Raw genomic sequence first — 21,898 nt, 5'->3', positions numbered from 1 at the left:
TTTCGCTCACAGTGTCGGCAAGAATTCACGCGCGGTTAAAACAGAACACCCCGCCGGCCGAAGCCTGCGGGGTGCGGCCATCACCCAATTCGGAGGTAGATAGGCCGCAACACACCCTATTAGGCGCGTGTCGGGCAGCTTCCAAGATCAAAGTCGGTGGTGACCGCACGCGTTGGTGCAACCAACCACCTGCCCCCGACGGCGGCGAGCAGAGACCCGCTGTGACCGGCCCCGAAAGCGGGGCAAACCTAAGGGCAGTGCCCAGGAAGTCGGCAGCGGTTAAAGCGCTGGGGCGTGGAACCGAGGACTGTTCGTGTGCGGCCATCACCTACTTCGGCGGCAGATAGGCCGCAACGCACCCTATTAGGCGCGTGTCGGGCAGCTTCCAAGATCAAAGTCGGTGGTGACCGCACGCGTTGGCGCAACCAACCACCTGCCCCCGACGGCGGCGAGCAGAGACCCGCTGTGACCGGCCCCGAAAGCGGGGCAAACCTAAGGGCAGTGCCCAGGAAGTCGGCAGCGGTTAAAACAGAACACCCCGCCGGCCGAAGCCTGCGGGGTGTTCTGAAAAAGGTGTATCAGCCGTTGACGCGGATGAAAACCGGGCCGGAGCCCACGTTCACGCTGAACAGTGCCGTGGTGGATCCGTTCCATCCACCGTGGACTGCCTGGCCGTTGCCGACGTATACAGCGATGTGGGCCTGGCCAGCCAAACCACCGTTGGCGTAGTAGGCGAGGTCGCCGGGCTGGGCTTCTGCTGCGCTGACCGTGCGGCCCAGGGAGAGGTAGCCTGCAGGCCAGTCGTGGAAGTTGATGCCCACGGCCGCGAGGGAGTTGGTCACCAGCATGGTGCAGTCCTGGGTGACGCCGAGCTGGGCGTATGCAGCTGCAGCGATGGAGGCACCGAGCCCGCTGGAGGCCGCCGGAGCAGCCGGGGCGGGAGTTGCGTTGTTGACTGCCACAGTAGCGTTGGCTGCAGGAGCGGCCTTGGCGGCTACAGCGGTTGCTTCCTTGGCTTCGACCTTCGATTCAACCTTGGCCGGTGCTTCTTCCACTACTACGGGAGCGGGGGCTTCCACCGTGGTGACCACGGGGCGCTCGTAGGAGATCGCCACAGTGGAGTCCGCGGCGATGGTGGCCTGGACTACCGACTGGACGTCCAAGGTGGACGTGGAGGTCGATTCGCGATCAACGTTGGTGTCGGCAGCGTTTGCTGCGATGCCACTGGTCAGGACCAGGCCTGAAGCTGCGGCAATTACTGCTGCCTGACGGCCGACGCCGCCGGCGTTGGAGCTGACAGCCTTGGCAATGACGGCAAGCGAGCTGGTCTTAGGGGCCTCAGCGCGGTGCCGTGCAAGCTTGTTTGCACTGGTCATGATTTTCTCTTTTCGTATCCGAATGCAGTTGGGGTGCACTCGGGTAGTGGGTTGGCCGGCATGCCGGCCTACCCCGAACCGGGTTATTTAGCGGAGGGTGTAGAACGAGGAAGTGCCGGTGGAAGCTACGGAGTGCAGCAGCGTTCCCTGACCGGGGTTCAAAGCGCTGATCATCATGCCGTTGCCGACGTAGATGCCCACGTGGGCTCCGCCGTTCTGCATGACGAGGTCGCCGGGAGAAGGGGTGCTGGTGGGCGTCATGGCCGTCCAGGCGTTCACGCGGGGGATGCTGATGCCAGCCTGCGCGTAGACCCACTGGGTGAAGCCGGAGCAATCCCAACCGTTGGGAGTTGTTCCGCCCCAAACGTAGGGAGAGCCGATTCCGGTGTAGGCAATGGCGGCCAGGCCGGAGGCAGCTGCACTGGCAGCCGGATCCTTGGCTTCGGAGGACTTCGCCGTCACGGCTTCAGAAGCTTCTTCGGTGGTGGCCGCTGCACGCTCAGTAACCTGGGCTGCGCGCTGGACTACCTTGGGGGCTTCCTTGGTGGCCACGGTGGGGCTCTCGAAGGAAACGGTGGCTGTTGGCTCTGCGGTGACCACTGCCGTAACAACCAGCTGTTGGGTGCTGGAGGCTTCGGTCTTGGAAACGTCGGCGTCTGCTGCGTGTGCGGGCAATCCGACGGTGAGGACGAGGCCTGAGGCTGCGGCCAGAACGACGGCCTGACGGCCTACGGTTCCGGCGTTGGAGGAAACAGCCTTGGAAAGCGTGTTCAACGGGTTCGTACGAACCGTTTGGGCGCGATGGCGCGCAGGGGTAGTGCGTGATGACACGTAGGTAGCCTCTCCCAATGCCTGCGAGGTGAGCTGTCGGATTCGGATGGGAGTCATCCGGCCGCGCTGCTTCCAAAGGAAGTTTTGCGACTTAACCCCAAGGCCTTCTCTCGAAGACCAGAAGTGGTTCCCCCGCCCCTGCCAGACGATTTATGCGAACGGACCTTGAGCGGTGGCAGAGCTAGGCAATCCACTCAAGTGCACCGGCCCCCTAAAAAGCCGATGCGCTCTGTACGCTACAACAGTTGAACGCGAATGTCACATTCAGGTCACGGGGCGTCCCGCAAATGCGAGAGGCGACCATCATCTGGCTTAGAGCCAGCCCATGGGGTCTACTACTTCACCGTTGACCTGGACCTCAAAGTGGAGGTGGCAGCCGGTGGAAGCGCCCGTGGTGCCGCTCAGCGCGACGGTATCGCCGCGGTTGACGGTCTGGCCCACCTGGACAGTGAATGACGACAGGTGGTTGTACGTGGTTTCGAGGCCGTTGCCGTGGTCAATGACCACGCGGTTGCCTCCGCCGTACTCGTGCCATCCGGCAAAGGTGACCTTGCCGGTGGCTGCTGCGTGCACAGCGGTGCCGCACTGGGCCACGAAGTCCTGGCCCCGGTGGAAGTCGCCGGCGCCGCCCGTGAGGGGGCTGACGCGGTAGCCGAAGGGGGATGCCGTGGCGAGCGAGTCGAGCGGGCTGGCCATGGTGCCAACTGATGAGGCGCGCTGGATGCTTCCAGCCGACTGGGCGCTGAGCAGCTGCTTCAGCTTCCCATCGGGGTCAGCGGCAGTAGCGACGGCGGCGCGGCTGAAGTCGATCTTGGCCGAGGCGGCAGCGGAAACCTCTGGCTGGCTGCCGGCGGGGGCTGCAACAGCGAGGGCGGATTCGGTCTGGCCTGATTCCGAGGTGGCCATGACCGGGCTGGTGGCCGGCAGGCCGACAGTCAGGGCGAGTCCGGTGGCGGCAAGCGCGACACCGGCCTTCTGCCCGACGCCGCTGGCGGCGGCGAAGTCGGCAACCTGGCGCAGCGGGCTCTTACGGCGGCGCACCTGACGCTCGGTGTCACGGGGCCGGATCTCCGTTACGACGGTGGCTGGCCGCAGCTCAGCAGCGGGGCCGGACGCACGGCGGCGGCCCCTGACGTTCTGCGATGTCAAACTCTGTTCCTCTCTCAAAAGCCTGCGAAGTTAGCTGTCGGATTCGGGTCAGAGAGTACAAAGACCCGGTCCGCACGAGGCGCTCACGGCACACAGGTATCCCAAGAGGGACTTGTATACGTGGGCACTTCTGCTGCGGACTTCACCCCAAGGCTGCTTCTTTAGACAGCCGCTTGTGGTTCCCCCGCCTCTGCCAGTGGTGGGTGACACACCTGATCCGCTGGCAGAGCTCGGCTCCGGATCAGGTAACGCTTTGGTATCGGCGCTAGTAGATAACTATAGGGGATTAAGGCCTTCGGTAATAAATTCGTTATCAACAGGAACGCACTCAGCACGGAAGGCCTTTATCATCTTTTTCGGAAAACCGCAGGTCACACGCGCAGAAAGGGCACGGAAGTGAGGTTTGACACGGTGCGGCCCGGCTCGGGTCAGCTGACGGAGACGAAGACGTGCGAGGCCACCTCGGGAGGCAATTCCAGGGCCCCTTCAATTCCGGGAACCCGGACCGAAATGTACTCGCCTACGCGTTCCAGCGAGACACTTGCCCCCGGGCGGATTCCGCCTTCGTCCAGCTGGGTAAGGAGCTCCGGCTCCACCTGGATGGGCTCCGCGAGCCGGCTGACCACCACGCGCGAGTCGGTGGCATATCCGTCCATGGCCTGAAGCAGGTTGACATCGAGCCGCGGGAAGGGCTGGCTGGCAAGGCCGCCGAGCGCTTCCAGTCCGGGGATGGGATTGCCGTAAGGCGATTCTGTGGGGTGCTCCAGGAGCTCGTAGAGCCTGCGCTCCACACGCTCGCTCATGACATGCTCCCAGCGACACGCTTCATCGTGAACATAGGCCCAGTCCAGCCCGATGACGTCAGCAAGCAGGCGCTCCGCCAACCGGTGCTTGCGCATGACTTCGGTGGCGCGCTTCCGGCCCACCTCTGTCAGTTCCAAGTGGCGGTCGTTGGACACAATCACCAGGCCATCGCGCTCCATGCGTCCAATGGTCTGGGAAACAGTGGGCCCGGAGTGACGCAGGCGCTCGGCGATGCGGGCCCGGAGAGCCACAATGTTTTCCTCTTCAAGCTCCAAAATGGTCCGAAGATACATCTCAGTGGTATCGATCAGATCCGTCATCCAGCTCAGCTCTCCTCGAACGCAGTTCCTTGCGTAATCTCCACCGTACCGCGTCCCTTGCCAGGGCGGACGGTGTGCACCGCCGCCCCCTGAACGCCAACCCCCAGCCTAGCTTATTTGGAATTACTCTGGATAATTCCGGTCGCATTCGGTGAGCCCGCATTCCACGTGGCGGACTATGACGGCCACAGGTTCCTGCGCCCGGGCCGTGTCAGGCAGAATTGGGGTGTCGAAGGGGCAGTTGATGTCCCATGCCACCTCCCATCTCTAGCCGACACCCATTGGAGCGCCACGTGAGCGACAACAGCATCACCATTCCCGCCGACCTGCTGCCCAAGGACGGACGCTTCGGCGCGGGACCGTCCAAGGTTCGCCCGGAACAGATCGAGGCGTTGTCTGCAGCATCGTCCACCATCCTCGGTACCTCCCACCGCCAGGCTCCTGTCAAGAACCTGGTGGGTTCGGTCCGTGAAGGACTCAGCCAGTTCTTCCGCGCTCCGGAAGGCTATGAAGTTGTTCTCGGCGTTGGCGGTTCAACGGCGTTTTGGGATGTGGCTGCGTTTGGCTTGGTGGAGAAGAAGGCACAGCACCTCTCCTTCGGTGAGTTCGGTTCCAAGTTCGCCTCCGCCACCAACAAGGCACCCTTCCTTGATGCTTCCTCCATCATCAAGGCCGAACCCGGAACCCGCCCGGTGGCACAGGCCGAAGCCGGCGTTGACGTCTACGCCTGGCCGCAGAACGAAACGTCAACGGGTGTAGCTGCTCCCGTGAAGCGGGTCCAGGGTGCTGACGAGGGCTCCCTCGTCCTGGTGGACGCTACTTCAGCGGCCGGCGGACTGGACGTTGATGTCGCCGAGTCGGACGTTTACTACTTCGCCCCGCAGAAGAACTTCGCCTCCGACGGTGGACTGTGGCTTGGTCTCTTCTCCCCCGCCGCCTTGGAGCGCGCAGCCCGCATCAAAGCCAGCGGCCGCTGGATCCCTGACTTCCTGGACCTGCAGACCGCCATTGACAACTCCAAGCTGAACCAGACGTACAACACCCCGTCGCTCTCCACCTTGGTGACCCTGGATGCCCAGGTGCAGTGGCTCAACAGCAATGGCGGCCTGGACTTCGCCAGCAAGCGCACGGCAGATTCCGCCAACCGCATTTACTCCTGGGCTGAGGCCTCAGAGTACGCAACGCCTTTCGTCGCCAACGCCGAAGACCGCTCCAACGTCATCGCCACCATCGATTTCGACGACTCCATTGACGCCGCAGCCATCGCCAAGGTCCTGCGTGCCAACGGCGTGGTGGACACCGAACCGTACCGCAAGCTCGGCCGCAACCAGCTCCGCATTGCCACGTTCGTCGCCATCGAGCCGGACGACGTTTCCGCGCTGCTCGCCAGCATCGACTACGTGGTGGGCGAACTGAAGAAGTAGCACCACAAGCTGCGGGCGGCGTCGTGCGGGTAGTTACCGGACGGCGCCGCCGCCGTTTAAAACGCGTTACCCGCCCTGCCGGCGTGCGTCGCCGTCGTCGTCAGTTTCCGGACGAGCAAGCAGCGACTCCACCCGGAAGTGCTTCAGTCCACGGGCCCGCCTGTCAAAGCGCAGCCGCAGCTGCTTCGCGCGGATAATCCACAGCAAACCCACGACGGCGGTGCTGACGCCGGCCGCCGCTGCGACGCCAACGGCCCAGCGTGGGCCGCCGACGTTCGCCACCAAGCCCACCAACGGCGCCCCGATGGGGGTGCCGCCCATGAAGATGGCCATGTAGAGGGACATGACCCGCCCGCGCATCACAGCCTCCGTGGTGGATTGTACGTAGCCGTTGGCGCTGGTGATCAGGGTGAGCGCGAAGAGTCCGCAAGGAATCAGGGCCAGCCCGAAAAGCAGGGCGTTGGGTGCCAGCGCGGCCAGTGCGCTGGCAACACCGAAGCCGCCAGCGGCCCCGAAGATCAGCCTGAGCCGCGGCCTGCCGCGTCTGGCAGCCAACAGTGCACCTGTCACCGAGCCTATGGCCATGACCGAGTTCAGCGCTCCGAATGCGCCTGCGTCCATGCCGAATTGGGTCCCCACCATCGCGGCAATGAACAGGGGAAAGTTGAGCCCGAACGTGCCCACAATGAAGATCGCCACCAAGACCACTTGGATGTCCGGCCTGTTCTTGACGTACCGTAAACCCTCCCGGATGCGCCCTTTGCCCGCGGCCGCCCGGGGTTGGATGCGGAGCGAGGACGCCGGAATGAGTTTCAGAGCCCAGAGCATGGCCACGAAGGACAAGGTGTTGATAAGGAACACCCAGCCAGGGCCTACCACCACCGTCAAAACACCGGAAACAGCGGGGCCGATCATCCGGGCCACGTTGAAGGAGGCGCTGTTGAGCGCAACCGCGTTGGGCAGGTAATCGTCGGTGACCAGTTCGGAGACGAAGGTCTGCCGGACGGGGGCGTCCACGGCAGTGACAATTCCGAGCATGAGGGCGAAGAGGTAGACGTGCCAGAGTTCAGCGACGCCCAGCAGTACCAACACGCCCAGCCCCGTGCTGAGGAGGGCCATGGCCACCAAGGTGATGAGCAGGAGCTTCCGCCGGCTGTAACGGTCGGCCAGAAGCCCCGCCCACGGAGCAAGGAAAAGCTGGGGACCGAGTTGGAGTGCCAGGGTAATGCCCATGGCCCCGGCGTCGTGCGCGGTCAAGTGGTCAAAGACCAACCAGTCCTGCGCCGTCCGCTGCATCCAGGTGCCGATGTTGGAGATCAGCGCACCGAAGAACCAGATGCGGTAGTTGAGGATTCCGAGTGACCTAAAGGTGGACATCAGCGTCCGCCTTCACTGTGGTCACCCCGGGTTTCCGCAATGCCTATTCAGCCCCGGTTTCGTCGTCATCAGCTTCGTCCCCGTCGAAGTTTTCGGCTGCGTCAGCGTCGTCTTCGTCGGTATCCGCAGCCGCGTCGGCGGATTCGGTGGCTTCATCTTCAGCGGCCTGCACGGACTCTTCCGTGACGTCCTCAACGGTCTCTTCCACCAGCGGCGTCTCATCCTCGGGACGGACGCGCTTGGCCCACGGCACCCACTCCGGAGCCAGGATGGAATCCTCCGACGGCAGCAAACCGAGCTCGCTCACCGTCACGATCTTCGAGCGCGAGTTGCGGGTCACCACTGCGTACCACTGCCAGCCGCCGTAGCCGGCGAGCCGGGACTCGAACAGGTGGGTCACCACACGGTCGCCCTCCGACTTGGCGCCAAGGTGCGCCCCGACTTCACCCGGGTTGGCGATGCCTTCAACTGCAACACGGGCAGCATCGACGGCGGCGGCCAGGAACGCATCCGGTTTGCCGGTGCGCCACACGGGTAAACCGGTGCGGGATTTGACCGCGCCGGACTTCCGCGCGGGGGCGTCCCCGTTTCCAGGAGCCTGGGCAGCCTCAGGGCCGGCCTTGGTGTCCTGTGCGGATTCCGATGTCATGGCCGGTCCTAAGCTTCCAGCTCGTCGGCAACCTTGCGCAATGCCAGGCTGATGGCCTTGGCCTTGTTGCCGTCGGGGTACTTGCCTGAAGACAAGGAGCCGGAGAGGTTGTCCAACACCGTGACCAGGTCCTGCACCATGGGTGCGAGGTCCTTGGCGTTCATGCGCTTGGCCTTGGCAATGGAGGGCGTCTTCTCCAGGACACGAAGTCCCAGTGCCTGTGCTCCACGGCGGCCGTCAGCCACACCGAACTCAACCCGGGTTCCGGCTTTGAGTTCTGTTATGCCCGCGGGCAGGGATGTTTTGGGCAGGAAAACTTCCTGGCCGTCTTCAGCTGCGAGGAAGCCGAAGCCTTTTTCCTTGTCATACCACTTGACCTTGCCGGTAGGCACGTAATCAACCTTCTTCGTTCTTGCTGTGGGAGACACGTCGGGCCCATCACCGCATCCGCAGGGATCTGCGGGATCGAGGGTGACAGCCCGGTCCGTGTTGGTCTGTTCCTTCAAGGTTATCCTGCCGGACCCCCTATTCCCGCTTTGCCGCGATCACGCAGCACCCGAACAAGACACACGCCATGCCCGAACAAGACAAGAGCGGCAGCAATGGTGCGGGCATGAGTCCTCCCACGGGCTGCTGCTAGCGTTGTGTCCATGACTTCCCCGGGTTACCGCCGCCCCCTCATGATCATCGCCGCCGTCATTGCCGTCATCTCCCTGGCAGCCGTTGGCACGGTCATGGCTGTGGCTTTGAATGAGGGCGTGGCGCCGGTATGGGTGACCTGGACGGCCCTTTACGGACTGCCGGTGGCCTTCATGCTGGCCATCATTCTGGTCCTTGACGCTGTTCGCCAGCGCCGCCGGCAGTAACCTCCGGCTCCACCGGCGGGCACCAGCGGCCCCGGGGCGGTAACGTTGGATTGATGTCCCTTATACGCGCGCTCAGCAAGGAACTTGAAGCGCGCAGCGACGATTCGCTGCGGGCCTTGTTTGCCGCGCGGCCGGACCTCATCTCCCCCATGGCTCCCGACTTCGCAGCCCTGGCTGCGAGGGCCAGCGCCCGGGTCAGCGTCCAGCGGGCCTTGGAACGGTTGAACAAGCCTGAGATGCAGGTACTGGAAACACTTCACCTGTGCACCAATGCCGATACCGGCCACAGTATTTCGGCGGCCGGGCTGAAGAAGGTCATTGCCGGTTCCACTCTTTCGGCACTGGATCCCATCCTCGCAAAGCTGCAGGAGTTGGCGCTGGTCCATAGGGCAGATCCGCCCGCGGGATCGCCGGTGACCTCGTCCCGTCAGCGCTTTTACCTTCCGGTGGGCAGCCTCAAGGACGTGATCGGAATCTACCCGGCGGGTCTGGGCCGGAGCTACACCGAACTTGTGCGGCTTCAGCCGGCGTTTGCCCAGCGGGTAGTGCAGTTAGTGGCCGAGCTTCATCAAAGCGGCGAGGGCATCCACCCCGCCAGTACACCGATGGATGCAGCCCTCGCCCTTCAACGGTGGACCTCTACCCCTGATGGTCTGCGCGCCATCCTCGCCACTGCCCCGGACCGGACGGTGGGCTTGTTGGACAAGTTCGGCAGCTGGGCCATGGGCGCAGTACCTCAAGCACAGCGCCGCGCTTCGGTCACCCACGAAAGTCACGACGTCGGCCCTATCGATTGGCTGTTGGCCCGCGGTTTGCTGGTGCCCCTGGACGCCGGCCATGTGGAGCTGCCCCACAGTGTGGGTCTTGCCTTGCGCGGGGGTGCGATCGTGGATGACTTCATGCTGACCCCGCCCGTTCCGGAACTCGGCCATACGAGTGCGGCGTTGCGACGCAATGCGGCCATGGGGGCCATCGCCGAAATCCTGCGGCTGACTGCCGAGCTGTTGTTTGCCGTCCGGGAACAACCCCTGGCTACGCTCCGGAGCGGCGGTGTGGGTGTGCGCGAGCTGCGGCGTTTAGCGGAATCCATCCGTTTGGGCGTCCATGAGACGGCCGTCCTCCTGGAATTGTGCGCCATGGCCGGGCTGCTCCGTTTGGATGTGGACAGCTCCACGTGGGTACAACCGCCCTCCCTCGAATGGCTCAACCTGCCCCGCCAGGAACAGTGGCTATGGTTGGTCAATGCCTGGCTGGCCAGCGAGCGGGCCCCTTCCCTGGTGGGGCAGCCCCTCACCGGCCCGTCGTCGTCGGCCGCGCACCAAGGGGCAGCCGGCACCACAATCAACGCTCTGTCCGCAGAAGCGCAACGGCCCGACGCCCCGGTGGTCCGCCGTCGGGTCCTGGAAATTTTGAATGAGCTCACGGCGGAGGCTGCAGCCCCTGATGGCAAAGCGCCCGTCCTGGATGCAAGAGCTGTGCTGCAGCGGGCCGAGTGGGCCCAGCCGCGGATGTCCCGCCGGTTCAGTTCCCTGGTCCGCGGCATCCTTGAAGAAGCCACGCTCCTGGGCCTGATGGGATCCGGAGCGTTGACGCAGCTCGGTTCTGCCATGGCTGATGGCCAGCCGGAAAAGGCCATGACCATCCTTGGTGAGCATTTGCCGGCTGCCGTGAACCACATCCTTCTCCAGGCCGATCTCACGGCTGTGGCCCCCGGATACCTCGCCCCCGAACTGAGCGAAACGCTGGTGTTGATGGCCGACGCCGAAGGCCAGGGGCCGGCGTCGATCTACCGGTTCTCGGCCACCTCCATCCGGAGGGCGCTCGACGCCGGACAGGATGCGGAATCGCTGTTGGCGTTCCTCCGTGAGCATTCGGCCACGGACGTGCCCCAACCTTTGGAGTACCTCGTCCAGGACACAGCTTCCCGGCACGGCCGCCTTCGGATCGGCACGAGTGCCAGCTTCATCCAGAGCGACGATGAAACGGCCATTACCGATCTTCTACGCGAAGCCCGGACATCGGCTTTGAGCTTGGTCCGCATTGCACCCACTGTCCTGACCTCCTCTGCCAGCCCGCGCGAAACTGCACGTGTCCTTCGCGAGCTGGGACTCTCGCCTGCCGTGCAGGAGGCCGAAACCGCCGTCGTGCGTTTCAAACGAACCACGGCTCTGCCCGGGAGCGCCCGCCCGGTTTACACCGCGCCCCGAACGGCTCCGCCGGAGGACGACGTCGAGGCACAGCTTTCTGTCCTGCGGCAACACCGTGCGGTCCCGGCGGAGACTACCGGCGAGGCGTCAACCCAGCTCGGCTTGGAGACCCTGCAAACGGCCATCCGGCTCAAACAAGCGGTCACCATGAACGTGGTGGACAGCCTGGGGAATGCCAACACTGAAACCGTTGTTCCTGTATCCGTCTCCGGTGGGCGCGTCAGGGTGTTCGATCCTGCCAAGGACACCGAACGGGTGCTATCCATCCACCGGATCATTGATGTGGAACCCGCAGGAGAGCTGCGCTCGTGAAAAGGACTCAACAGTGACCGACGGTCCGCTGATCGTACAAAGTGACAAGACCATCCTCCTGGAAGTGGACCATGAACTGGCCACCGAGGCCCGGCACGCAATCGCCGCCTTCGCCGAACTGGAGCGCGCCCCCGAACATATGCACAGCTACAGGCTGACGCCCCTGGGTCTGTGGAATGCCCGGGCTGCAGGGCTGGATGCGGAGCAGGTGCTCGATACCCTCCTGAAGTACTCCCGCTTCCCCGTCCCCCACGCCCTGCTGATCGATGTTGAAGAGACCATGTCCCGCTACGGCCGGTTGAGGCTTGAGAAGGACCCCCAGCACGGACTGGTGATGCGGACCGATGACTACCCCGTTTTGGAGGAAGTCATACGCGCCAAGAAGATCGCTCCCCTGCTGGGGCCGCGGATCGACGGCGAAACCGTGGTGGTGCACTCCTCCCAGCGCGGACAGTTGAAGCAGTTGCTCCTCAAACTGGGATGGCCCGCGGAGGACCTGGCCGGCTACGTGAACGGGCAACCACACCTCATCATGTTGAACGAAAGCGGCTGGCAGCTGCGTCCGTACCAAAAGCTGGCCACGGAGAACTTCTGGGCCGGCGGCAGCGGCGTCGTCGTGCTTCCCTGCGGTGCGGGAAAGACGCTGGTAGGCGCGGCAGCGATGGCCACGTCCTCCACCACCACGCTCATCCTGGTCACCAACACCGTCTCTGCCCGGCAGTGGAAGGATGAACTGCTCAAGCGGACCTCGCTGACCGAAGACGAGATTGGCGAATACTCCGGTGCCGTCAAAGAAGTCCGGCCTGTCACTATTGCCACCTATCAGGTCCTCACCACCAAGCGCGGCGGCCTCTACCCGCACCTGGAACTTGTGGACGGCCACGACTGGGGCTTGATCATCTATGACGAAGTCCATTTGCTGCCCGCCCCGATCTTCCGCATGACGGCGGATCTGCAGGCCCGGCGTCGGCTTGGCCTCACGGCAACGCTGGTGCGGGAGGACGGACGTGAAGGCGAAGTGTTCAGCCTGATCGGACCAAAACGGTACGACGCCCCCTGGAAGGACATTGAGGCACAGGGTTACATTGCCCCTGCCGACTGTGTTGAGGTCCGTGTTGACCTCCCCAGGGACGAGCGCGTGGCCTACGCCATGGCCGAAGACGCCGACAAGTACCGGCTCTGCGCCACGTCGGAGACCAAGACCAACCTGGTTGAAGAGCTCGTAGCAGTCCACAAAGGTGAGCAGCTCCTGGTCATCGGCCAATACATCGATCAACTGGATGAGATCGCCGAACGCCTGGACGCTCCCCTCATCAAAGGCGAAACCAGCGTCAAGGCACGGCAGAAACTCTTCGACGCGTTCCGCAAAGGTGAAATTACCACCTTGGTGGTGTCCAAAGTGGCCAACTTCTCCATCGACCTCCCTGAAGCGTCCGTCGCCATCCAGGTCTCAGGTTCCTTTGGCTCACGGCAGGAAGAAGCCCAGCGGTTGGGACGCCTCCTGCGACCCAAGAAGGACGGCCGCGCAGCCCGGTTCTACTCTCTGGTGGCTCGGGACACGCTGGACCAGGATTTCGCGGCGAAACGCCAAAGATTCCTGGCTGAACAGGGCTACGCCTACCGAATCATGGACGCCAAAGACATAGGCAAGGACGTTGGGCAGGAGCAGTAGCAAGCCCGCCGGAACTATCTTCCTCAGGACTCTTGCTATTGAACTCCAGCAACTTTACGATTCCTAGTGAAGCTCTCCGCCCTTAATGGTTGCCCCTGGTCCAGGCAGCCTGGCGGCCAGCCGTCGGCAGTGGGGGAAGCCCGCAGCCAGGGAGCCGGCGGTTTGAAGGCCTTGAAGAATCTGTGAATTGATTACCAGAGGATTCCCCATGCGCAAAGCCCTCCTGGTCCTTTCCGCGATAGTCCTGTTGTCAGCACTCGCACAGCTGTTTTTCGCCGGATACTTCCACTTCCAAAACACCATCGAAGCCCAGCGTGAAGCGGGCGTCTACCATGCCATCAACGGCCAATATGTGCTGCGGTACGCAGCGTTGCTGGCCGCGATCGTGGCGGCCATTGCCAAGGTTGGATCCCGCACCATCTGGTTGGCCGCAGGCATTTTCCTACTGACCTGGCTTCAGCTGTTCATCTTCATCATCGGCGGCATGTTGACCGGTTCCTCACCGGAGTTCATCACTCCGGCGGGCTCCTGGGTGGTCGCCATCCACCCGATCGTTGGCGCGATGATGATTTTCATGTCCTATTGGTTGTTCAAGCGCGCCAGAGTGGCCGCCCTCAACCCCCAGCCGCTGCCTCCCAAGGCTGCCTCTTCGGATGCTTCCACGTCGCCCAGCACCGCCTGAGCACCTGCAGCTGTGAACACCTCGCAGCTGCTGGCGGTCGATCTGCTGCTGTCCGTCCTCTCGGCCGGCGCGTGGATCAGCGCCGCATGGATGACCGCGTCTTTGAGGGACAGGTCCCGCCGGATTGACGTGGCCTTGCTGTTATTGGTTACAGCCGTCGCAGTGACAGTGGGACGGTACGCATTGCTTCCCGCTTTGGTGGCGGGCAGTTGGTGGTTTGCCAGCGAACGCACAACCATCAACGTGCCTCTGACCGCCATCCCCGCGGCTTGGGCCGCGACGGCCGGTGTTCCGTTCTTGCTGAGGAGGCGGAACACCGGCTCCAAACCCGTCCCCAACGGTCCAGGGCGTTCCGGACCATCCCGCGAGTGGGCTGTCCTGGCCATGGTGACGGCTGCCGCGTCAGCCATTGCGTCACTGGCGCTGACGTTCATCCTGGGTCCATTCCCTTCTCCATGGAGCCTCGCTGTGCTGCTGTTCATGATGGCGGCATCTGTGGTGATCGCCAGGCTCGCGCTGTTTCCACGGTTAGGACAAGTCACACCGCGCGGACCTGCCACACCGCGCGGCGGCTCCGCTAGCGTCGGCAGGCGTCCGACGGCTGCTGCTGCAGTGGCCGGTCTGATGATCTGTACCGCTTTGGGCTCGGGGGTCTTTGCCTGGCTTGGGAGCCGCTCGGCCGACGGCGCCACCATTGCTGCCGCCGTCGGTCATCACGGCGGTACCGGCGTCACAGTGAAGGATCCGACGCCGGTGACCAGCCTCGTCGGAGATGCCTCACCCGACGCTGTGGTCCGGCATTACGAGCTGACGGCGCGGATGGAACAGGTCACGCTGCCATCCGGGCAGACCACGGATGCCTGGACCTTCGGCAGCCTGCCCGGCCCTGCCTTGGAGGCCCAAGTAGGCGAAGTGATGGAGGTGGTGCTCAACAACCGCGACGTGGCAGCGGGCGTAACACTCCACTGGCACGGTTACGACGTCCCCAACGCCATGGACGGGGTGGCCGGGGCTACACAGGACGCCGTGATGCCCGGAGAGTCCATGACCTACCGCTTCACAGCCGCCCAATCAGGCACCTACTGGTACCACACCCACCAAGATTCGGCCGAGGGGGTCCGTAAGGGCCTCTACGGCACATTCGTCGTGCACCACCCCACCTCTGCCCGTGCTGATACGGACATTGTGGTGGCGGGGCACGACCTCAGCGGTCTGGGGTTGCTGGGCTCCTCAGACCGTGGCAGCGTGCACACCGCCACACCGGGCTCCACCGTGCGGGTGCGGCTCATCAACACCGATTCCGTGCAGCAGCGGTACTTGATCCAGGGCACGGCCTTCAAAGCCGTGGCGGTGGATGGGACAGAGGTGAATCAGCCCCAGGAAGTCGCCGGCAAACTGGTCCGTCTTGGCGCCGGTGGGCGCGTGGACATTGCCTTCACCATGCCCGCCTCGCCGGTCACCGTGCGTTCGGACGCGGCGGCCGGGGCGGTCGTCATCATTGCTCCGCCTGGTTCAGCGGCCGCAGATCCTGATGATGTGACTCCGGAGAAGGTGCCAGCAGGTATTTTTACCACCGCACCCGTGCTCGACCTCCTGGGGTATGGCAAACCCCTGGAAAGTGCCGAGCCGGTGGACCCTGGCAACCTGCTGGTGCCTGGCAACGCGCTGGATCCTGGCAACGCGCTGGATCCTGGCAACCCGCTGATCCAGGAACGTACTGATTCAGAGCCTGTCCGCCCGATCACCCGGGAAGAGGTGATGGTGCTGGACCGGCAGTTCCGTTTTGTTGACGGGGTTCCCCGGTATGCCTTCACCGTGAACGGGGCAGCGTATCCGCTGGTTCCGTCCATTGAGGTGGCTGAGGGCGACACCGTGAAGGTAACTGTAGTGAACCGGACCTCAGAGCCACATCCGATGCACCCGCATGGTCACCATGTGCAGGTTCTGAGCCGGAACGGCGTAGTCCCCAGCGGATCACCGCTCACCCTGGACACCGTGGATGTGCTGCCAGGCGAGGTGTGGGAACTGCTGCTTCACGCCGACAACCCCGGTATCTGGATGGACCACTGCCACAATCTGGACCACGCGGCCGAGGGGATGATGATGCTCCTGAAGTACCAGGGAGTATCATCACCGTTCGTGCATGGCGGCCAGTCACACAACCGGCCTGAGTGAGCCGGGCTGAGAGGTGTGAGCTGGCTTGAGAGGCGTGAGCCTTAGGCGACCATCCGGCTGGTGATCTCGAGTTTGACGTGGTCCACCACGGCCCAGGAGTCCTCATCGCGGAGCTGTGCACTGGCGAACCGTTCGGCTGCGGCCAGGTCTTCAAAGTCTTCGCGCCGGATGCGGCCCGAATCGGCATCCAGATAGGTCACATGGAACTCGACGTCACTGGTGCGGTTCTGGTGGATGTTTGCGGGAGCTGCTGTGTTTGCCATGTTTAAAGTGTGGAACGGGGCACTGACATTATTGGAAGCATCCGCAGGCGTGTTGGGATTTCAAAGATTCAGTGCTTCCTCAGATACTCAGGGTCTCCTTAAATACAGCCCCGAAACCTCGCGGACCGTATCGCTGAGAACGTCCAACACCGTGGATGCGGTCTTCCATCGCTGCCAGTACAGCGGCACGTCGAAGGGACGATCGGGGGCGAGCTCGATCAGCCGGTGGTCGGCGATTTCGGGTCCGCATTGGACTTCCGGGATCAGGCCCCAGCCGAGGCCTAATCGGATCGCGTCGCCGAAGTCCTGGGAGGCCGGGACGTAGTGTCTGGGACCTTTCCGGTCCGGGACCGGTTCGCCCTCAGCTGTGAACGCCGCCTGCACGAAGGCCCACTGATAGGTGTCCTTGCGGTCGAAATCCACGGTGGTCGCCGCGTTGAGTGTGGCCCCGCGCAGAGCCCTTTGTGAGTCCAAGCCCTCTTGCAGTCCAGGGAACCACCGCTCCGTGAACTGCGGTGCGGCAACCGCGCGGTATCGCATCACCCCCAGACTCTCTACGCGGCATCCTTGCACGGGCTCGGGAGTTGCCGTCACGGCTGCCATGACCGTGCCGGAACGAAGCAACGACGTGGAGTGCTGTTCGTCATCCCGGTGGAGGTCGAAGGTGACATTGAGGTCACCGGGCACCTGGGCCAACGCTTGGAGGAACCACACCGCCAGTGAATCCGCGTTGACCACAATGGGCACGGCCAACTGCGCCCGGTCCGTATCCAGCCCCAGTTCCCGTCCGGCGTCGGCTTCCAGTTGTGCCACCTGCCTCGCCAAGCGAAGCACCACTTCGCCCGCCTCGGTGGCTTGGGCGGGGTTGCTGCGTTGAAGCAGGACCCTTCCCGCCGACTGCTCGAGCGCCTTCAGCCGTTGGGAGACCGCCGACGGCGTGATGTGGAGGAGGCGCGCGGCAGCATCCAGTGTCCCCTCTGAGAGGACCGTGGCGAAGGTGAGGAGCTGATCGGATGGAAATTGTGGCATAAGAAGATCTTATGCAGCATGAGAATCTTTAGCTGGTCTAAATGTCCGCGTGACCATACTTTCGAAGAGTGAACTTTACTGATTTCCTCCAATCCGCTGGCCTCGGCATGGCCACAGGCCTTGCGCTTATCGTCGCCATCGGAGCCCAGAACGCTTTCGTACTCCGCCAAGGAATCCGGGGCGAGCACATCGTGCCCATCGTCGCGGTATGCGCCTTGTCCGACGCCATACTGATCGCGGCCGGTGTGCTTGGCACCGGCGCGCTCATGACGGCAGCCCCTGCCGCCGTCGTCGTTCTTCGCTACGTGGGCGCCGCATTCCTGGTGACGTACGGCATCATGGCAGCCCGGCGCGCCCTCCGCCCGCAGTCGCTGACAACAAGTGAAGGAGGAGCTAACGACGGCGGCGCGAAGCGCGGTGTCGCTGCTGCCGTCACAACCGTGCTCGCCCTGACCTGGCTCAACCCGCACGTCTACCTGGACATAGCCCTTCTTGGCTCGATAGCCAGCGCCCAGGGCACCCAACTGCAATGGTGGTTCGGGGCCGGCGCCATGCTGGGCAGCATCCTGTGGTTCTGCTCTTTGGGGTTCGGTGCGCGTTTCCTCCGAGGATTCTTTGCCCGGCCCCTGTCCTGGCGATTCCTGGACGGCGGGATCGCTCTGACCATGGGCGCGCTGGGGGTGGGGTTGGCGCTGGGGGCTTAGTGTGCTGCTCCAGCCGCTTGTGCGGCTTCAGCCACGCAGGGGGCTCCCATGCGGCGTCCAGAAAACTCCCAGTTTCTGGGAGCATCATGGGTGTCATGAAAAAGAACGGTCCTGAAGCCAAGCTTCTCGTTGTCGACGACGAGCCAAATATCCGCGAGCTGCTGTCCACGTCGCTGCGATTTGCAGGCTTCGAGGTCGTTGCGGCCGCCAACGGTCGCGAAGCCCTCGCAGCGGCCGATCTCCACTCCCCGGACCTTGCGGTCCTGGATGTCATGCTGCCGGACATGGACGGGTTCACGGTGACCCGGCGCCTCCGCGCTGCCGGGAAGCACTTCCCCGTCCTCTTCCTAACGGCGAAGGACGATACCGAAGACAAAGTCACCGGCCTCACCGTCGGGGGCGACGACTACGTCACCAAACCCTTCAGCCTCGACGAAGTGGTGGCACGCATCCGCGCGGTCCTTCGCCGCACGCAGCCGCTGGAGGACGATGACGCCGTGATCCGCGTTGACGATCTTGAACTCGACGACGACGCCCATGAGGTCCGCCGCGGCGGCACAGTGATCGAGCTGTCCCCCACCGAATTCAAGCTCCTGCGCTACCTCATGCTCAATCCCAACCGCGTCCTTTCCAAGGCCCAGATCCTTGACCACGTTTGGGAGTACGACTTCAACGGCGACGCCTCGATCGTGGAGTCCTACATCTCCTACCTGCGACGCAAGGTGGACATCGATCCCGATGCCGCAGCCCTCATTCAGACCAAGCGCGGCGTGGGCTACGTGCTGCGAACGGCAGAGAAGCGCTGACCCTTGCTGCTTCGCTGGAAATCGGCGTCCCTGAGGTCTCAGCTTGTCGCCATCATCATGGGCCTGCTCCTGCTTGCCCTGACGGCCACGGGCGCGGGAACGCTCACGCTCGTCAAGAGTTACCTGCAAGGCCAGGTGGATGACAAACTCAAGGCCGCCGTCGCCTTGGCCCAGGATCAGCAGTCCTTTGACAAGCTGGCCCAGCCCAACCCCTCGGCTCCTACCGACACCGCCGTGCCCACGGACTACTCGCTGACGCTGTATGTACCCGGTCTGGACCCTTATCCCTTCGGCGGCAGTCAGAATGATCGCCCGGCGATCACCAACATCACCGCAGCTGAAGCCAAGCTCCGTGGCAACTCCCCCTTCCAAGTCAAAGGCACTGCCGGTACCAACTGGCGCGTGGTGGCCATTGGGGTCACGGCCAACGGCCAAAATGGGGTAGTGATCATCGGGCTGCCGCTCACTCCCGTGGACAAAGTGATGGAGCATGCCGTCTTGGTGGTGGTAGGCGTTGGCCTGTTGACTCTGGTCCTGGCGTTCTTCATCGCCACCTGGACTGTGGCGCGGTCATTCCGCCCGCTCGCCAAAGTGGAAAAGACCGCTGCGGCAATCGCGGCCGGCGATCTGTCCCGCCGTGTGGAAGTGGATAACCCCCACACCGAGGTTGGCCGGCTTGGCGGTTCCCTCAATGCCATGCTTGCCCACATCGAGGCTTCTTTTGCTGCCCGCGCGGCGTCCGAAGGGCGTATGCGACGCTTCGCAGCCGATGCCTCCCATGAGCTGCGGACACCCTTGGTGACCATCCGCGGCTTCTCCGAGCTTTATCGTCACGGAGCCTTGGCCACCAAGGATGACGTGGCCATGGCGATGGGCAGGATCGAAAGCGAAGCCAAGCGCATGGGATCCATGGTGGAGGACCTGTTGATGCTTGCCCGGCTCGACGAGCAGCGGCCGCTGCAGCTCAAGCCGGTGGATCTGCAGCTCCTTGCCCATGACGCTGTCGTTGATACGAAGGCCTCCTCCGGAGACCGGACCATTACGCTCACAGGTCTCGACGGCGCTTCCCCCACTGCAGCGCCGGTCCAGGGCGACGAAGCCAAGCTCAGGCAAGTCATTGGGAACCTGGTGGGAAATGCGCTGAGGTACACCCCCGAGGGCAGCCCCATAGAACTGGCTGTCGGTGTTCGAACAACACCTGCCGGCTCCGTTTCAATCATTGAGATCCGCGATCACGGGCCGGGCATTCCTGAGGCCGAAACCAACAAGATCTTTGAGCGCTTCTACCGCGCGGACACCTCACGGACCAGGGAAACCGGTGGCAGCGGCCTTGGGCTCGCGATTGTGGCTGCGATTGTGGGCTCGCATGGCGGTACGGTCCAGGTTGCCGAGACCGACGGCGGGGGTGCCACGTTGGTGGTCAGCCTCCCGTTCCACCAGGAGTCAGCTGAGCTGTTGTCCACATAGGGGGCCCTTATCCACATAGCTCCGTTATCCACATAGCGACGAACGCCTGTTCTGCGCTTGCGGGCGGCTGCCTAGGCTCAAGGATGTAGCCACGCATCCCCCGCAACAAGCGGAACATCTTCGTCGAAAGGCATCACCCATGAGCGTCATCTCCGTCGATACCGAATTGCTCCAGCTCAAGTCAGCCAACGTCAAGGGAACTGTTGATCGCATCAGTTCCGATGTCCTGACCATGAGGCGCGGCCTGGAGGAACTCGAGGCGACCTGGCGGGGAACAGCTGCCACAAATTTCCAGGCGCTTGTGATGGAGTGGTCCCTCACCCAGAGCAAGGTTGAGGCCTCCCTGGCGTCCATCACCATGGCCTTGTCCTCAGCCGCCACCACCTATTCGGAAGTGGAGCAGGGCAACACCCAGCGCTTCACCTACTAGCTGCCCCTAACCGGGTCTTCCCCGATGAACTCCTGCGGGGTCGGCTGTCTTCCCCCTGTACAGCCGGCCCCGCAGGTCACAAATTTCTCTCCGGCCCAACTCTCAGGGGTTTAGCCCTCAACAGTCCCCTGGTGGAACCGGAGCCTCCATTGGCCGCGGTCCAGCATCCAGACAGAGCTGCGGAGCGCAGAGCCTGTGTGCGCGAAGCTGCGGTAATTCAGCAAGATGGTATTCTCACTCAGCCGGTCAGCGCTGAGCAGTTCCAGTTCGGTCGGTTCGCCGGGGTCCTCTTCCAAGGCCACCATCATGGCGTCCCGCGTCCAGAACCTTCCAGAACTGCCGATCTCCGCGAAGTCCGGGTGGAGCAGCACACCGATCCTGCCAATGTCCGCCCTCACATCCGGACGGAGCAGTTCCCGCTCCAACGCCAAAACGGTGTCCTCCGCCGACAATTGCTGTGCAGAAGCGTCGTCCTCCAGCTCGCTGAAGAGGTCGGCTTGGCCAAAGATGCCAGACTCGCCAAACAGCGTGGGCTCAAAATGCGGCCGGGGACTGCGGTCAGCCTTAAGGGGTGCAGAACCAGCTCTCACGGAGGCGACGCCAGCACCGGCGCTGGCAGGGACGGGGACTGGGACAGTCTCCTGCTGAGACCTCACTTGTTCTGGTGCTTTGCCAAGCTCCGGTGCCTTGCCCTGCTCCGGTGCTTTGCCCTGCTCCTGGGCTCCAGGGAATCCGGGGCCGGACCGGTGGGCGACGCCCTGCTGGTAGGCCGTAGCAACGGCTCGGGCGCGCTCGTCCGCGGCTTCGTTGAGGGGATGACCGGCATGGCCCTTGACCCATTCGAAGGTGTATTTACGGCCAACGATCGCTTGGTCGATCTCTTTGAGGAGGTCCACGTTCAGCACGGGCTTCCCGTCGGCCTTTCGCCAGCCCTTCCGCTTCCATCCTGGCATCCACTTGGTGATGCAGTTAATGACGTACTGGCTGTCGCAGAGGATCCGCAGCTCTTCTTGTGGCACGTGGGCCGTGGACCGGAACAGGTCCAGGACGGCCATCAATTCACCCTGGTTGTTGGTACCGTGCGGCCAACCCCCTGCTCGCCAACAGGAGTCATCAACGTACCAGGCCCAACCGGCCGGCCCAGGATTACCGAGGGCGGACCCATCGGCGGCAGCAATAATCGTCATGGGGTTAATCCTGCCAGACCCCACCGACACTAAAACCGTGCTAGCCCCCAACTAAGTAGCAGTAGATGCCGTTTTGAGCGCTCAAAAGGGCATCTGCTGCTACCTACTTGGGTGCCGGAGCCAAGGTGTCGAGCCAAGGGTGCCGGAGCCAAGGCTGCGGGAGCCAAG

Annotated in this window: 20 protein-coding genes and 2 riboswitches; of the genes, 10 read left to right on the top strand and 10 right to left on the bottom strand. The window is 63.5% G+C overall.

The genetic code is table 11. The annotated features are described in order from the left end of the window. Nucleotides 1–578 precede the first annotated feature (578 nt). The 4 genes from CQ020_RS08980 to CQ020_RS08965 all read right to left on the bottom strand — a co-directional run bounded on the left by CQ020_RS08980 (nucleotide 579) and on the right by CQ020_RS08965 (nucleotide 4,480). Entirely contained in the window at nucleotides 579–1,376 is a 798-nt protein-coding gene (locus CQ020_RS08980) for an NlpC/P60 family protein (RefSeq protein ID WP_105691533.1), read from the bottom strand. An 87-nt stretch (nucleotides 1,377–1,463) separates the two neighbouring features. After that, nucleotides 1,464–2,207 (bottom strand): C40 family peptidase, encoded by a 744-nt coding sequence (locus CQ020_RS08975; protein WP_258141792.1) that lies wholly within the window; start codon nucleotides 2,205–2,207, stop codon nucleotides 1,464–1,466. Nucleotides 2,208–2,211: 4 nt separating this feature from the next. Next, a riboswitch (cyclic di-AMP (ydaO/yuaA leader) is annotated at nucleotides 2,212–2,381 on the bottom strand. A gap of 138 nt (nucleotides 2,382–2,519) precedes the next feature. After that, on the bottom strand, nucleotides 2,520–3,356 hold the full coding sequence (locus tag CQ020_RS08970; protein WP_024819808.1) for a M23 family metallopeptidase: 837 nt from the start codon (nucleotides 3,354–3,356) through the stop codon (nucleotides 2,520–2,522). Between the two features lie 4 nt (nucleotides 3,357–3,360). Then, a riboswitch (cyclic di-AMP (ydaO/yuaA leader) is annotated at nucleotides 3,361–3,602 on the bottom strand. Nucleotides 3,603–3,784: 182 nt separating this feature from the next. Next, nucleotides 3,785–4,480, bottom strand: coding sequence for a metal-dependent transcriptional regulator (locus CQ020_RS08965; RefSeq protein ID WP_024819807.1), 696 nt, complete (start codon nucleotides 4,478–4,480; stop codon nucleotides 3,785–3,787). A gap of 293 nt (nucleotides 4,481–4,773) precedes the next feature. Here CQ020_RS08965 and serC point away from each other — a divergent pair, with 293 nt between their 5' ends. Next, nucleotides 4,774–5,904: a phosphoserine transaminase gene (serC, locus tag CQ020_RS08960; RefSeq protein ID WP_105691531.1), complete on the top strand. Its 1,131-nt coding sequence runs from the start codon at nucleotides 4,774–4,776 to the stop codon at nucleotides 5,902–5,904. 66 nt (nucleotides 5,905–5,970) lie between these two features. On the opposite strand, the gene CQ020_RS08955 is transcribed toward serC, so the two are convergent. Genes CQ020_RS08955 through CQ020_RS08945 form a run of 3 tightly spaced genes read right to left on the bottom strand, consistent with a single transcriptional unit; the run spans nucleotide 5,971 to nucleotide 8,322 of the window. After that, on the bottom strand, nucleotides 5,971–7,281 hold the full coding sequence (locus CQ020_RS08955) for an MFS transporter (protein WP_105691530.1): 1,311 nt from the start codon (nucleotides 7,279–7,281) through the stop codon (nucleotides 5,971–5,973). Between the two features lie 43 nt (nucleotides 7,282–7,324). Then, nucleotides 7,325–7,930, bottom strand: coding sequence for a DUF3027 domain-containing protein (locus CQ020_RS08950; protein ID WP_105691529.1), 606 nt, complete (start codon nucleotides 7,928–7,930; stop codon nucleotides 7,325–7,327). Nucleotides 7,931–7,938: 8 nt separating this feature from the next. After that, nucleotides 7,939–8,322 (bottom strand): cold-shock protein, encoded by a 384-nt coding sequence (locus tag CQ020_RS08945; RefSeq protein WP_024819803.1) that lies wholly within the window; start codon nucleotides 8,320–8,322, stop codon nucleotides 7,939–7,941. 258 nt (nucleotides 8,323–8,580) lie between these two features. On the opposite strand from CQ020_RS08945, the gene CQ020_RS08940 reads away from it, so the two are divergent. The 5 genes from CQ020_RS08940 to CQ020_RS08920 all read left to right on the top strand — a co-directional run bounded on the left by CQ020_RS08940 (nucleotide 8,581) and on the right by CQ020_RS08920 (nucleotide 15,844). Next, entirely contained in the window at nucleotides 8,581–8,796 is a 216-nt protein-coding gene (locus CQ020_RS08940; protein WP_105691528.1) for a hypothetical protein, read from the top strand. Nucleotides 8,797–8,849: 53 nt separating this feature from the next. Continuing rightward, complete coding sequence (locus tag CQ020_RS08935) at nucleotides 8,850–11,315, top strand: helicase-associated domain-containing protein (protein ID WP_105691527.1); 2,466 nt, start codon at nucleotides 8,850–8,852, stop codon at nucleotides 11,313–11,315. Nucleotides 11,316–11,328: 13 nt separating this feature from the next. After that, on the top strand, nucleotides 11,329–12,987 hold the full coding sequence (locus tag CQ020_RS08930) for a DNA repair helicase XPB (RefSeq protein WP_024819800.1): 1,659 nt from the start codon (nucleotides 11,329–11,331) through the stop codon (nucleotides 12,985–12,987). A gap of 208 nt (nucleotides 12,988–13,195) precedes the next feature. Further along, nucleotides 13,196–13,669 (top strand): hypothetical protein, encoded by a 474-nt coding sequence (locus tag CQ020_RS08925; protein WP_105691526.1) that lies wholly within the window; start codon nucleotides 13,196–13,198, stop codon nucleotides 13,667–13,669. 12 nt (nucleotides 13,670–13,681) lie between these two features. Further along, nucleotides 13,682–15,844 carry a multicopper oxidase family protein gene (locus CQ020_RS08920; RefSeq protein WP_105691525.1) on the top strand — a complete coding sequence of 721 codons (2,163 nt, stop codon included), beginning with the start codon at nucleotides 13,682–13,684 and terminating at the stop codon, nucleotides 15,842–15,844. A gap of 41 nt (nucleotides 15,845–15,885) precedes the next feature. Here CQ020_RS08920 and CQ020_RS08915 read toward each other — a convergent pair whose 3' ends face one another. Together CQ020_RS08915 and CQ020_RS08910 are read right to left on the bottom strand one after the other, a co-directional pair. Next, nucleotides 15,886–16,107: a hypothetical protein gene (locus tag CQ020_RS08915; protein ID WP_105691524.1), complete on the bottom strand. Its 222-nt coding sequence runs from the start codon at nucleotides 16,105–16,107 to the stop codon at nucleotides 15,886–15,888. An 87-nt stretch (nucleotides 16,108–16,194) separates the two neighbouring features. After that, nucleotides 16,195–17,136, bottom strand: coding sequence for a LysR family transcriptional regulator ArgP (locus tag CQ020_RS08910; RefSeq protein WP_105691523.1), 942 nt, complete (start codon nucleotides 17,134–17,136; stop codon nucleotides 16,195–16,197). A gap of 68 nt (nucleotides 17,137–17,204) precedes the next feature. On the opposite strand from CQ020_RS08910, the gene CQ020_RS08905 reads away from it, so the two are divergent. From CQ020_RS08905 to CQ020_RS08890, 4 genes are all read left to right on the top strand, one after another. Continuing rightward, nucleotides 17,205–17,840, top strand: a complete 636-nt coding sequence (locus CQ020_RS08905) for a LysE/ArgO family amino acid transporter (protein ID WP_105691522.1) — start codon at nucleotides 17,205–17,207, stop codon at nucleotides 17,838–17,840. 95 nt (nucleotides 17,841–17,935) lie between these two features. Beyond that, nucleotides 17,936–18,646 carry a response regulator transcription factor gene (locus CQ020_RS08900; RefSeq protein WP_024819794.1) on the top strand — a complete coding sequence of 237 codons (711 nt, stop codon included), beginning with the start codon at nucleotides 17,936–17,938 and terminating at the stop codon, nucleotides 18,644–18,646. Between the two features lie 3 nt (nucleotides 18,647–18,649). Continuing rightward, entirely contained in the window at nucleotides 18,650–20,113 is a 1,464-nt protein-coding gene (locus CQ020_RS08895) for a HAMP domain-containing sensor histidine kinase (protein ID WP_105691521.1), read from the top strand. 139 nt (nucleotides 20,114–20,252) lie between these two features. Further along, nucleotides 20,253–20,543 carry a WXG100 family type VII secretion target gene (locus CQ020_RS08890; protein ID WP_105691520.1) on the top strand — a complete coding sequence of 97 codons (291 nt, stop codon included), beginning with the start codon at nucleotides 20,253–20,255 and terminating at the stop codon, nucleotides 20,541–20,543. 110 nt (nucleotides 20,544–20,653) lie between these two features. Here the strand turns inward: CQ020_RS08890 and CQ020_RS08885 are convergent, their stop codons facing one another. After that, nucleotides 20,654–21,730, bottom strand: a complete 1,077-nt coding sequence (locus CQ020_RS08885) for a ribonuclease HI family protein (RefSeq protein WP_105691519.1) — start codon at nucleotides 21,728–21,730, stop codon at nucleotides 20,654–20,656. Nucleotides 21,731–21,898 lie beyond the last annotated feature (168 nt).

It is taken from the genome of Arthrobacter sp. MYb23 (genome assembly GCF_002979775.1).
Lineage (GTDB): Bacteria > Actinomycetota > Actinomycetes > Actinomycetales > Micrococcaceae > Arthrobacter.
Note: the sequence above shows the minus strand (reverse complement) of the source record. Positions and strands in the feature narration are given on the sequence as shown.